The organism is Rathayibacter sp. Leaf185, from assembly GCF_001423885.1.
In the GTDB taxonomy this organism is placed as follows: domain Bacteria; phylum Actinomycetota; class Actinomycetes; order Actinomycetales; family Microbacteriaceae; genus Rathayibacter.
The window spans coordinates 257,590-269,762 of the sequence record NZ_LMPP01000002.1 but is presented as its reverse complement, the minus strand read 5'-3'; the positions used below and the strand labels follow the sequence as shown (position 1 = coordinate 269,762).

Genomic DNA, 12,173 nt, shown 5'->3' with positions numbered 1-12,173 from the left:
AGGACAGGCTACGACGCACGAGTCGTCAGAGCGTCTTCAGCATGCGGGTGTTGCCGAGCGTGTTCGGCTTGACGCGCGCGAGGTCGAGGAACTCGGCCACGCCCTCGTCGGGAGAGCGGAGGAGCTCGGCGTAGACCTCGGGATCGACGACCTTCTCTCCGATCGGCGAGTAGCCGTGCCGGGCGAAGAAGTCGACCTCGAAGGTGAGGCAGAACAGGCGCGACAGCCCGAGCTCGCGCGCGTCGTTCTCGAGCCGCTCGAGGATGTGGTGCCCCACGCCCCTGCCGAGCCAGTCCTGGGCGACGGCGAGAGTGCGCACCTCCGCGATGTCGTCCCACATCACGTGCAGCGCGCCGCAGCCGATCCGCTCGCCGTCGCCGTTCTCGGCGATCCGGAACTCCTGCACCGCCCCGTAGAGCACCACGCGGTCCTTGCCCAGCAGGACGCGGTTGTTGACGAGCGGCTCGCTCAGCTCCTGGATGAAGGGGACGTCGCTCGTGCGGGCCCGGCGCACCGGGTACTTCCAATCGGACATCCGTCCAGCCTAGAGCCGCGACCGGACGCCCACCCGCGAAGGGCACGACGAAGGCCCGCCCCTCCGAGGAGGAACGGGCCTTCGAGAGATCGGATCAGGCCATCAGGTCGGGCGTCGCAGAGCCGGCGGTCGCCGCACCCGTCGTCGCACCGGCGCTGATCGAGATCAACCGCGGAGTCGTCGTGAAGACGAACGCGTTGTCGACGAAGTCCACGTGGATGTGGTCTCCCGACCCGAGCCCGCCCTGCAGGATGCGCTCGGACAGCTGGTCCTCGATCTCGCGCTGGATCGCGCGGCGCAGCGGGCGGGCGCCGAGGGCAGGATCGAACCCGACCTCGATCAGCCGCTCCTTGGCGGGCTGCGTCAGCTCGACCGTCATGTCGCGGTCGAGCAGGCGGTCGCCCAGACGCTTGATGAACAGGTCGACGATCTGGAGCAGCTCGGGCTTCGACAGCTGCGGGAAGACGATGACGTCGTCCACGCGGTTGAGGAACTCGGGCTTGAAGTGCTTCTTCAGCTCCTCGTTGACCTTGCCCTTCATGCGGTCGTAGCCGGTGGCGTTGTCGCCCTCGATCTGGAACCCGACGGGACCACCGGCGATGTCACGCGCACCGAGGTTGGTGGTCATGATGATGACGGTGTTCTTGAAGTCGACGACTCGTCCCTGGCCGTCGGTCAGACGACCCTCCTCGAGGATCTGGAGGAGCGAGTTGAAGATGTCGGGGTGGGCCTTCTCGATCTCGTCGAAGAGGACCACGCTGAAGGGCTTGCGGCGCACCTTCTCGGTGAGCTGCCCGCCCTCCTCGAAGCCGACGAATCCGGGAGGGGCGCCGAACAGCCGCGAGACCGTGTGCTTCTCGCCGTACTCCGACATGTCGAGCGAGATCATCGCGTTCTCGTCGTCGAAGAGGAACTCGGCGAGCGCCTTGGCCAGCTCGGTCTTTCCCACACCGGTGGGCCCGGCGAAGATGAACGATCCGGAGGGGCGCTTGGGGTCCTTCAGACCCGCGCGGGTGCGGCGGATGGTGCGCGAGAGGGCCGCGATGGCCTCCTCCTGACCGATGACGCGCTGGTGCAGCGCCTTCTCCATGAAGACGAGTCGCGACGACTCCTCCTCGGTCAGCTTGAACACCGGGATGCCGGTCGCCTGCGCGAGGACCTCGGCGATCAGGCCCTCGTCGACGACACCGGTCGCCTTGACGTCGCCCGACTTCCACTGCTTCTCGAGGCGCAGGCGCTCACCGAGCAGCTGCTTCTCCTCGTCGCGGAGCGACGCGGCCTTCTCGAAGTCCTGATCCTCGATCGCGGCCTCTTTCGCGGCGCGGACGACGGCGATGCGGTCGTCGAAGTCGCGCAGCTCGGGCGGTGCCGAGAGGATCGAGAGGCGCAGACGCGCGCCGGCCTCGTCGATCAGGTCGATCGCCTTGTCGGGGAGGAAGCGGTCGCTGATGTAGCGGTCGGCCAGGTTGGCGGCCGAGACGATCGCGCCGTCGGTGATGGACACCTTGTGGTGCGCCTCGTAGCGGTCGCGCAGGCCCTTGAGGATGTTGATCGTGTGGGGCAGCGACGGCTCCGCGACCTGGATCGGCTGGAAGCGGCGCTCGAGCGCGGCGTCCTTCTCGAAGTGCTTGCGGTACTCGTCCAGCGTGGTCGCGCCGATGGTCTGCAGCTCGCCGCGGGCGAGCAGCGGCTTGAGGATCGAGGCGGCGTCGATCGCGCCCTCTGCGGCCCCTGCGCCGACGAGGGTGTGGATCTCGTCGATGAAGGTGATGATGTCGCCGCGGGTGCGGATCTCCTTCGTCACCTTCTTGAGGCGCTCCTCGAAGTCTCCGCGGTAGCGGGAACCGGCGATGAGCGAGCCGAGGTCGAGCGTGTAGAGCTGCTTGTCCTTCAGCGTCTCGGGGACGTCGCCGCGGACGATCGCCTGGGCGAGGCCCTCGACGACGGCGGTCTTGCCGACGCCGGGCTCGCCGATCAGCACGGGGTTGTTCTTCGAGCGGCGCGAGAGGATCTGCATGACCCGCTCGATCTCCTTCTCGCGCCCGATGACCGGGTCGAGCTTGTTGTCGCGCGCGGCCTGCGTGAGGTTGCGTCCGAACTGATCGAGGATCTGCGAGCCGCCCTGGGGCTGCTGCTGCTCACCACCCACGGCGACCTGCTCCTTGCCCTGGTAGCCCGAGAGGAGCTGGATGACCTGCTGGCGCACCCGGTTGAGGTCGGCGCCCAGCTTGACGAGCACCTGTGCGGCGACACCCTCGCCCTCGCGGATGAGGCCGAGCAGGATGTGCTCGGTCCCGATGTAGTTGTGGCCGAGCTGCAGCGCTTCACGCAGCGACAGCTCGAGGACCTTCTTCGCACGCGGCGTGAAGGGGATGTGGCCGGTCGGCTGCTGCTGCCCCTGGCCGATGATGTCCTGGACCTGCTCGCGCACCGCGTCGAGCGAGATGCCGAGGGATTCGAGCGCCTTGGCGGCGACTCCTTCGCCCTCGTGGATCAGCCCGAGCAGGATGTGCTCCGTGCCGATGTAGTTGTGATTGAGCATCTTGGCCTCTTCCTGGGCCAGGACGACGACGCGCCGTGCGCGATCGGTGAATCTCTCGAACATGCTGTCACTCCCTACAGAACCCGCAGGGGTGGGCTCCGATAGATCGACTGTAACCAGCGGTCCTCCCGGTCGGACCCCCTGTTCGCCCTGGGCGTGAGGGCGTTCGGTCCCCGTCCCTCCGGCTCGCACCGGCGACTGCTCCATGCGTCGTCATACACTTTCCGGATGAGCAACCTGGAGCGGCATCCGGACGAGCATCCGGTCGCCTCCGAGCCCGCCGCGGGCGGCGCCCCGGTCGAGATCCTGGAGGCGCGCCTCGTCCCGCTCGGCGGGCCGCGGGCCATCGAGGTGCGCCGCACCCTGCCCCAGCGCTCGCGCTCGACCATCGGCGCCTGGTGCTTCGCGGACCACTACGGTCCGGTGCGCCTCGGCCACGAGGCCGGCATGGACGTGCCGCCGCACCCGCACACCGGCCTGCAGACCGTCAGCTGGCTCTTCGAGGGCGAGATCGACCACCGCGACAGCGTCGGCAGCCACCAGCTGGTGCGTCCGGGAGAGCTGAACCTGATGACGGCGGGTCGCGGGATCTCGCACTCCGAGGTGTCGACGGGTGCGCAGCCCGTGCTCCACGGGGTGCAGCTCTGGGTCGCGCTGCCCGAGGAGGCGCGGCTCGTCGATCCGTTCTTCGAGCACCACCGCGGAGTGCGGGTCGACCTTCCGGGCGCGATCGTCCGGGTGTTCGTCGGCGGGATGCTCAGCGCCTCCGTGCCCGCGAGCACCTTCACGCCCCTGGTCGCCGCGCAGATCGACCTCGAGCCGGGCGCCCGGGTCGAGCTGCCGGTCGACCCGGCGTGGGAGCACGGCGTGCTCGTCGACTCCGGCCCTGTCGCGGTCGAGGGCGTCGACGTCGAGCGCTCAGACCTCGCCTACGTCGCACCCGGGCACGACGTCCTCGCGCTGACGGCCGGCGATGCGGGCGGCCGCGTCGTGCTGATCGGCGGCGAGCCCTTCGCCGAGGAGCTGGTGATGTGGTGGAACTTCGTCGGCCGCAGCCACGACGACGTCGCGGCCGCACGCGAACGCTGGCAGTCGGACGTGATCGCCGGAGGCGCCTCCGACGGCCCCTTCGGCACGGTCGAGGGCTACGACGGCCGAGCCCTGCCCGCGCCGACGCTGCCGACCGTGAGGCTCAAACCGCGCCGAGCCTGACGCGGGACGCAGCCGGCTCAGGACTTCTCGGGCGCCGCCTTCTCGGCAGCCTTCTCGGCAGCGGCCCGGTCGGTGGCCTCCGCGCTCTCTCGGAAAGCGCGCCGGGGGTCCTGCATCGCGCTCATCGGCGAGAGGTCGCGCGGAGTGACCGCGTCGGCGATCCAGCCCGAGATCACGCGCCACTTGCGATCGAGGGTGGGCATCGCCGCCCCGTGGTAGGCGCGGTGGGCGAGCCAGGCGAGCGGACCCCGGAGCTTGACGCCCTTGATGACCCCCGCGCCCTTGCCGAGCCCGTATTCGGCGACCGTGCCGACCGAGACGTGCCGGTACTCCTCGACGACCCCGCCGGTGAGGTCGGCCACGATGTTCTGCGCGAGGAGCTTCGCCTGCCGCACCGCGTTCTGCGCGTTCGGCGGGTAGTACGCCGGCTGCTTCTCGGCGGTCAGATCGGGGATCTGCGCTCCGTCGCCGGCGGCCCAGACTCCGGGGATCGGCTCGCCGTCGTCCGTGATCACGCGCAGGCGCGCGTCGGCCGAGACGTGTCCCTTCGGCCCGCGCGGCGCATCGGTCGCGTCGAGGATCGGATGGGGCTTCACTCCGGCCGTCCAGACGATGGTCGCCGTCGGGATCCGCTCGCCGCTCGAGAGCTCGACCACGCCGTCCTCGCACGAGGGCATCGTCGTCTTCAGGTGCACGTGCACGCCACGCGAGCGGAGGTGGTCGAGCGTCCAGGCCGAGAGCTCCGGGCCCACCTCGGGAGCGATCCGGTCGAGGGCCTCGACGAGATGCCAGGTGACGTCGCCCATCGAGAGCGACGGCTGTGCGGCGAGCGTGCGGCGACTGAGATCGAGCAGCTCGCTCAGCGCCTCGACGCCCGTGTAGCCTCCGCCGACGAAGACGAACGTGAGCAGCCGGCGGCGCTCGGCGGAGTCGGTGGTCAGCGCCGCCTGCGCGATGTTCTCGATGACGCGGTCGCGCAGGTGCGCCGCCTCCTCGACCGTCTTGAAGCCGATGGCATGCTCAGCGAGGCCGGGCGTGGGGAATGTGCGGGTGACCGCACCGAGGGCGAAGACGACCTGGTCGAACGGCAGCGTGCGGGTCGAGCCGTCGAGCGCAGCGACCGTCGCGACGTGGTCGGCCAGGCTGACACCCGTGATCGCCCCGCGGATGACGCGGGTGTGCTTGAGCGCCGAGACCAGGGGCACTGTGACGTGGCGCGGCTGCACATGACCGCCCGCGACCTCGGGCAGGAGCGGCTGGTAGGTCATGTAGGGGTTGGGCTCGACCACGGTGACGTCGATCGGCGTGACCCCGCGCCGCTTCTCGAGCCCCCACGCGGTGTAGAGGCCGACGTACCCGCCGCCGAGGATGAGGATGCGCGTCGTTCCGGATGCCGTCATGTCCGTTCCCTTCTCGACCCCGCGCCGGGCATCGCGGAAGGACGGAGCCGCGTGCACCGGAACGCCGGGAGTTTCCGACGCTACGCCGCGATCCTCGACCGGGCCAGGGGATTGCGCGGCGGTCGGCCGGCCGTCAACCGGCGACGCGCTCCTCGAGACGCAGGCGCCTCCGGTACTCGCTCGGCGAGAGCCCCGTCTCGGTCGTGATCGCCCGTCGCAGGCGCTCGGGCGACGAGAAGCCGGAGCGTCGCGCGATGTCGCTGAGAGGCAGCCCCGCCGCCTCCGCCGTGCCCACGAGCCGGAGTGCGTTCTCGGTGCGGATCGCCGAGATCAGCTCGCGCAGCGTGGTGCCGCGCTCGTCGGCCACAGCGCGCTGGAGGGTGCGCAGGCTCACCCGGCAGCGGCGCGCGACCGTCCCCGGGTCGAGCAGCGGGTCGCTGTAGTCGGTCCGGATGACCTGGATCGCGGCGTCGACCATGTCGTGCAGCCCGAGCCGCTCGGTCTCCTCCTCCTCGCGTTCGGCCCCGAGGATGCGGGCGAGCCGCAGCACGGTGCCCTGCAGGTACTCGGCCTGCACCGCGTGGTCGACGTCGAGGTCGGTGAGGAACGCGCGCAGCATCGTCCGCGCGGATGCCGTCAGCGGCGACTCGGGCAGGGTGCGCGCGGGTTCGACCCTGCGCGAGCGATCGGAGGCGGAGCCGTCGGTGCAGAGCACGAGGAATCGGACGGCGCGGTGAGCGCGGAGGATCGCCGGGGAGTCGGCCGAGAGGACCAGGGCGCCGTCGTCGACCGCGACGTGCCCGCCGGCCGACTCCATGCCGAGCGTCCCCTCCACCGGCAGCACGAACGCCGAGGCGTCGTCGGATGCGGACGGAGCGGGCCAGCGGGCCGCGAACGACGTCGAGACGACGTGCAGGACGCGGAGCCGCTCGACGGCGCCGATGGCGAGGTCCATCCGGAACCGCGCGGGGAGATCGACGCCGACCTCGAGGGTGCGGCGCAGCGCCGCCACGCCGTCGCCCCCTCGCAGTCGGACGGCTCTGCCGCCCGGGCCGAGAGGCACGCTCAGCGGATTGATCAAGGTGGGACGAGGGACCACGGTGGCGACTCCGATCGTGACGACGACCGTTCGGAGAGCGTTCGTCCTCCGGGAGCCTACAAGACGTGAGACATCCTCGCCTCAGCCCCATCCGGGGGTGTCACTGCAGAGCGGAGGTGAGCCTGGACAGATTGTCGAGGATCGTCGAGCGCAGCGGCTGCTGCCGCCACTCGCGCAGGGTCAGCTCGCGGGAGTGCTCGCGGTAGTCCTGCTGCACCTGGCGCAGATCCTCGACGAATTCGGACCCGCGGACCATCAGCGACACCTCGAGGTTGAGGCTGAACGAGCGCATGTCCATGTTGCTCGAGCCGATCACCGCCACGTCGTCGTCGATCGTGAAGTGCTTGGCGTGCAGGATCGTCGGCTTGCGGTACATCCAGATCCGCACGCCCGAGGTCAGCAGCGTCTCGTAGTAGGAGCGCTGCGCGTGGTAGACCACGGCCTGATCGCCGATCTCGGAGACGAACAGCTCGACGTGCACGCCGCGCCGGGTCGCCGTCGTGATCGCGTACAGCATCGCCTCGTCCGGGACGAAGTACGGGCTCGTGATGATGATCGACTTCTGCGCCGAGTAGAGCAGCGCGAGGAACAGGCGGAGGTTGTTCTCGCCGTCGAAGCCGGGGCCGCTCGGCACGACCTGGCAGTCGATGGTGTCGCGTCTCTGCAGCGCCTCCATCGGCTCCGACTCGCGCAGCAGCAGCTCGTCGGTCTCGCTGTACCAGTCGGTGATGAAGATGGCGTTGATGCCCTGCACCACCGGACCCTCGAGGCGCACCATCAGGTCGTGCCAGTGCAGACCGCGGCGGATGTTGCCGCGCTTGTTGTAGCTCGAGTCGACGACGTTCTGCGACCCCATGAAGGCCGCGTTGCCGTCCACGATCAGCAGCTTGCGGTGGTTGCGGAGGTCGGGCCGCTGGTACTGCATCCGCCACGGGCGCACGGGCAGCATGTACGACCACTTCGCGCCGGCCTTCTCGAGCGCGCGGAGGCGTCGGCGGGTTCCCGTGAAGTAGCCCGGCACGCGGATGGAGGCGATGTGGTCGAGGAGGATCCGGACCGTCACTCCGCGCGCCACGGCGCGGTCGAGTGCGGCGAAGAACGGAGCCGTCGTCGAGTCGGCCGCGAGGATGTAGAACTCGCAGTGCACGTAGCGGCGGGCGCGGTCGATCTCGTCGGCCATCGCCCGGATGGTCTCCTCGTACCCGCCCTGGAGACTGGCGTCATTGCCTCCGACCAGCGGCATGGCCCCGAGGTTGCGGTTCAGGGTGACCACCGACTCGAGCCACTGCGGCCACGGGTGGTTGCGCGCGACACGGTCGATGCCGTCGGTCGACTCGAGGATGAAGCGGTTGATCTCCTCCTGCTTGCGCCGGCGCTTGCGCGGCAGCTTGTAGCTCCCGATGAACAGGAACAGCAGGATGCCGACGTAGGGGATCAGGAAGATCGCCATCAGCCAGGCGAGGCCGGTCGTCGGGCGGCGGTTGCGCGGGACGACGATCACGGCGACGACCCGGACGACGAGTTCGACGACGATCGCCCCCACGGCGAGCACCAGCGACCAGTCGGGTCCCGTCACCGCGTCTCCTCGCCGGTCGTGCGTGTCAGTGGGCCGGCCGCGGCGCGCACCTGCGGTCGTGCCCGGTTCAGGAGGCGTCGCGCTGCGGGAGGCCCCGGCGCGTGCGCTCCTCGGCCTCGATGCGGTCGTAGGCGCGCCGCTCGTTGCGGTCGGAGCGAATCACGGAGCGCATGATGAACCAGAAGAGGACTCCGACGCTCAGCGTCGGTACGAGCGCCCACAGCCCCTGATTCCAGATCTCCCAGTCCATGGGGCGATCCTACCGGGCCTCGCGGGGAGGGGCTCGGGAGTGGCCGGTCAGCGCGACGGGGGCGCTGCCGTGCGCGCGACCGTGCGGTCTGCGAGAGGCGGTGCTACCGGCTCTCGATCGACTGGTTGAGGGCGGAGGCGTCCGCGTTCAGCCCCTCGAGCTCGGAGCGCAGACCGTCGTAGACCGCGATGTCGGCGTCGATCGTGTCGCGTGTCGCGTCGATCGCGTCGCCCCGTTCGAGCAGGTCGGCTCGCTCGGCCTCGAACTCGGCCGTCGAGGCGAAGTCCCCGCTGTCGGCCCTGGCGTTGAAGTCGTCGATCTCGGCGTTCAGCGCGTCGTACTCGGCGTTGTTCGCGTCGACCCGCGCCGTGAGGTCGGCGTACATCGCGTCGATGCGGGCGACCAGGTCGGTGATGCGGTTCTCGAGGTCGGTGAAGACAGCCTCGTAGCGCGCGTTCAGCCCGACCACGACGGAGCGGTCGGCGAAGTAGGCGGCGTAGTGGGCCTCGAGCGCGGGCGGCAGGTCCGCCACCTCGGTGCCCAGGATCGAGTGCAGCTCGTTGACGCGCTCGCCGAGACCACCGGTGCGGTAGAGCTCCAGCCGCTCGGCGATCGGCCCGTCCTGCGGCAGCGCCGCGTACGCCGCCTCGAGCTCGGCGCCGAGCTCCGCCTGCTCGGCGGCGTCGAGGCGGACCCACGCCGCGTGCAGCATCTCGTGAGCGGCGGTGACGTCGCGGATCCCGTCGAGATCGGGGTTCTCGACGTCGGAGATGTAGATGTCGGAGCCGGTGTAGCAGCCGAGCACGATGTCGTCGGAGGCGCCGTAGCCGCAGAGGGTGTTGAAGCCCGCGGTCGGCTCGACCGACGGGCTCGAGGCGTAGTAGAGGGCGCGGCCGCGCGTGGACATGGCCGTGCGGTCCGCGAATCCGCTGATCGTGTCGTCGGGCACGAACGCCTCGGCCGCGCGCTGGTCGGCGAGGGCCGTGCCGAGGTCGGAGGAGTCGACGAGTACGGACGTCGCGACGGCCGCCCCCACCCCGAACTGCGCGAGGGTGAGGACGCCGGCGAGCGCCGTCGCGACGATGCTGGATGCGCGGACCACGCGGCCTACTTGACCAGGGGGAACAGGATCGTCTCGCGGATCCCGAGGCCCGTGATCGCCATGAGGAGCCGGTCGATGCCCATCCCCATCCCCCCGGTCGGCGGCATGCCGTGCTCGAGCGCGCGGAGGAAGTCCTCGTCGAGGCGCATCGCCTCGTCGTCGCCCGCGGCCGCCTGGCGCGCCTGCTCGACGAAGCGCTCGCGCTGCACGACAGGGTCGACCAGCTCGGAGTAGCCGGTCGCGAGCTCGAAGCCGCGGACGTAGAGGTCCCACTTCTCGACGACGCCCGGGATGCTGCGGTGCGCGCGCACGAGCGGCGAGGTGTCGACCGGGAAGTCCATCACGAAGGTGGGCCGCGTGAGGCCGCCCTTCACGAAGTGCTCCCACAGCTCCTCGACGTACTTGCCGTGCGTGGGCACGTGCACCTCGACGCCCTCGCGCTCGGCGAGCGTCTCGAGCTCGACCAGCGCGGTCGACGGAGTGATCTCGATGCCGGCCGCGAGCGAGAGGCTCTCGTACATCGAGATCCGCTCCCACTCGCCGCCGAGGTCGTACTCGGTGCCGTCGGCCCAGGTGACCACGTGCGATCCGGCGACGGCGAGCGCCGCGTTCTGGATCAGCTCCTGCGTCAGGTCGGCGATCGACGTGTAGTCGCCGTACGCCTGGTAGGCCTCGAGCATCGCGAACTCGGGCGAGTGCGTCGAGTCGGCGCCCTCGTTGCGGAAGTTGCGGTTGATCTCGAACACCCGCTCGATCCCTCCGACGACCGCGCGCTTGAGGTACAGCTCGGGCGCGATGCGGAGGAAGAGCTCGGTGTCGAACGCGTTCGAGTGCGTGGCGAACGGTCGGGCGGAGGCGCCTCCGTGCATCACCTGCAGCATCGGGGTCTCGACCTCGAGGAAGTCGTGGCCCACGAAGGTGCTGCGGAGCGAGGCGTTGACCGTGGCGCGGGTCACGACGGTGTCGCGGGCCTGCGGGCGCACGATCAGGTCGAGGTAGCGCTGGCGCATCCGCGTCTCGTCGCCGAGCTCGTTGTGCAGGTTCGGCAGCGGGAGGATCGCCTTGGCGGCGATGGTCCACTCGGACACCCAGATGCTCAGCTCGCCGCGCTTGCTCGAGATCACCTCGCCCTCGACGAAGAGGTGGTCGCCGAGGTCGACGAGCTCCTTCCAGGCGGCGAGAGACTCGTCGCCGACGTCGCCGAGCGAGACCATCGCCTGGATGCGCGCGCCGTCACCGGACTGCAGCGTCGCGAAGCAGAGCTTGCCGGTGTTGCGCTGGAAGACGACGCGGCCGGCCACGCCCACGCGCTCGCCTGTCTTGACGTCGGGCTCGATGCCCTCGTGGCGCGCGCGGACCGCCGCGATCGAGTCGGTGACGCCGACGGCGACCGGGTACGCGCCGCCGCCGAGGTCGTCGCCGGCCCGCTCGAGCAGGCGCTCGCGCTTGGCCAGGCGCACGGCCTTCTGCTCGGAGGCCTCCTCGGCGGAGAGCTCGTCGGGGGTGTCGGGGGTGTCGGCCATGGTGGGACGGTGCTTTCGATCGGAGGCGGCGGGCGCGATCAGGCGAGCAGGATCGGGCCGTTGTCGAGGAGGCGGGTGGAGCCGACGACCGCGGCGACGAGCACGAGGGCCGGGCCGCGGTGGTCGTCGTCGACCGGGAGGAGCGTCGTCGGGTCGGCGACGACGAGGTAGTCCAGTTTAACCAGCGGCTCGCCCATCGCGGCCGACTGCGCGGCGGCGATGACGGAGTCGACGCCGCGGTCGGCGGCCGACGCGGCGGCCTCGAGCACCAGCGGTACTGTGCGGGCTGCGCGGCGCTCGCGCGGGTCGAGATAGCGGTTGCGGCTCGAGAGCGCGAGTCCGTCCTCCTCGCGGACCGTCTCCACGGCCTCGATCACGACGGGGAGGTCGAGGTCGCGCACCATCCGGCGCACGAGGAACAGCTGCTGCGCGTCCTTCTGGCCGAAGAGAGCGGCGTCGGGCCGGACGATGTTCAGGAGCTTCGACACGACGGTGAGCATCCCGTCGAAGTGCCCCGGGCGCGAGCGACCCTCGTAGAGGGTGCCCACCCTGCCCGCCACGACGCGCGTCGAGGTCGGGCCGTCGGGGTACATCTCGGCGACGGTCGGTGCGAAGACGTACTCGACCCCCTCCCGCTCGAGAAGGGTCAGGTCGGACTCGAGATCGCGCGGATACCGGTCGAGGTCCTCGGAGGGGCCGAACTGCAGCGGATTGACGAAGATCGACACGACCACGACGTCCGCGATCTCGCGGGCCCGCTCCACGAGCGCGAGGTGACCGTCGTGCAGGGCGCCCATGGTCGGGACGAGGGCGATGCTCCGACCGGCGCGACGCTCCTCCTGCAGCCGCTCGCGGAGGGCGTCGATGCGTTCGATGGTGCTGATCACCCGAGAACCCTACCGGCGGGGGCGAGCGCGCTCCTCCCGGGAGAAGC

The 12,173-nt window shown here is 70.4% G+C and carries 10 protein-coding genes; 1 reads left to right on the top strand and 9 read right to left on the bottom strand.

Annotated features, from left to right (window positions below):
- Window positions 1–25: 25 nt before the first annotated feature.
- Both ASG06_RS08550 and ASG06_RS08545 read right to left on the bottom strand, forming a co-directional pair.
- Entirely contained in the window at window positions 26–535 is a 510-nt protein-coding gene (locus tag ASG06_RS08550) for an amino-acid N-acetyltransferase (protein WP_056041048.1), read from the bottom strand.
- A 94-nt stretch (window positions 536–629) separates the two neighbouring features.
- Complete coding sequence (locus ASG06_RS08545) at window positions 630–3,140, bottom strand: ATP-dependent Clp protease ATP-binding subunit (protein WP_056041046.1); 2,511 nt, start codon at window positions 3,138–3,140, stop codon at window positions 630–632.
- A 165-nt stretch (window positions 3,141–3,305) separates the two neighbouring features.
- Between ASG06_RS08545 and ASG06_RS08540 the strand changes: the two genes are divergently transcribed.
- Complete coding sequence (locus tag ASG06_RS08540) at window positions 3,306–4,289, top strand: pirin family protein (RefSeq protein WP_056041043.1); 984 nt, start codon at window positions 3,306–3,308, stop codon at window positions 4,287–4,289.
- 17 nt (window positions 4,290–4,306) lie between these two features.
- Here ASG06_RS08540 and ASG06_RS08535 read toward each other — a convergent pair whose 3' ends face one another.
- From ASG06_RS08535 to panC, 7 genes are all read right to left on the bottom strand, one after another.
- The gene (locus ASG06_RS08535; RefSeq protein WP_056042468.1) at window positions 4,307–5,689 is read right to left on the bottom strand and encodes an NAD(P)/FAD-dependent oxidoreductase; all 1,383 of its coding nucleotides are present in this window, start codon (window positions 5,687–5,689) and stop codon (window positions 4,307–4,309) included.
- A gap of 133 nt (window positions 5,690–5,822) precedes the next feature.
- Entirely contained in the window at window positions 5,823–6,701 is an 879-nt protein-coding gene (locus ASG06_RS08530) for an AraC family transcriptional regulator (protein WP_156465934.1), read from the bottom strand.
- A gap of 187 nt (window positions 6,702–6,888) precedes the next feature.
- Window positions 6,889–8,364: a cardiolipin synthase gene (gene cls / locus ASG06_RS08525; protein WP_056041040.1), complete on the bottom strand. Its 1,476-nt coding sequence runs from the start codon at window positions 8,362–8,364 to the stop codon at window positions 6,889–6,891.
- A 67-nt stretch (window positions 8,365–8,431) separates the two neighbouring features.
- Window positions 8,432–8,614 carry a hypothetical protein gene (locus ASG06_RS08520; RefSeq protein WP_056041038.1) on the bottom strand — a complete coding sequence of 61 codons (183 nt, stop codon included), beginning with the start codon at window positions 8,612–8,614 and terminating at the stop codon, window positions 8,432–8,434.
- Window positions 8,615–8,717: 103 nt separating this feature from the next.
- Window positions 8,718–9,716 (bottom strand): hypothetical protein, encoded by a 999-nt coding sequence (locus ASG06_RS08515; protein WP_056041036.1) that lies wholly within the window; start codon window positions 9,714–9,716, stop codon window positions 8,718–8,720.
- Between the two features lie 5 nt (window positions 9,717–9,721).
- On the bottom strand, window positions 9,722–11,239 hold the full coding sequence (lysS, locus tag ASG06_RS08510; protein WP_056041034.1) for a lysine--tRNA ligase: 1,518 nt from the start codon (window positions 11,237–11,239) through the stop codon (window positions 9,722–9,724).
- A gap of 38 nt (window positions 11,240–11,277) precedes the next feature.
- On the bottom strand, window positions 11,278–12,126 hold the full coding sequence (gene panC / locus ASG06_RS08505) for a pantoate--beta-alanine ligase (RefSeq protein WP_056041032.1): 849 nt from the start codon (window positions 12,124–12,126) through the stop codon (window positions 11,278–11,280).
- Window positions 12,127–12,173: the final 47 nt, after the last annotated feature.

What these genes read in the sequence shown, in the direction of transcription:
- ASG06_RS08550 (WP_056041048.1), bottom strand. Translation starts at nt 535, where the DNA reads ATGTCCGATTGGAAGTACCCGGTGCGCCGGGCCCGCACGAGCGACGTC.
- ASG06_RS08545 (WP_056041046.1), bottom strand. Translation starts at nt 3,140, where the DNA reads ATGTTCGAGAGATTCACCGATCGCGCACGGCGCGTCGTCGTCCTGGCC.
- ASG06_RS08540 (WP_056041043.1), top strand. Translation starts at nt 3,306, where the DNA reads ATGAGCAACCTGGAGCGGCATCCGGACGAGCATCCGGTCGCCTCCGAG.
- ASG06_RS08535 (WP_056042468.1), bottom strand. Translation starts at nt 5,689, where the DNA reads ATGACGGCATCCGGAACGACGCGCATCCTCATCCTCGGCGGCGGGTAC.
- ASG06_RS08520 (WP_056041038.1), bottom strand. Translation starts at nt 8,614, where the DNA reads ATGGACTGGGAGATCTGGAATCAGGGGCTGTGGGCGCTCGTACCGACG.
- lysS (WP_056041034.1), bottom strand. Translation starts at nt 11,239, where the DNA reads ATGGCCGACACCCCCGACACCCCCGACGAGCTCTCCGCCGAGGAGGCC.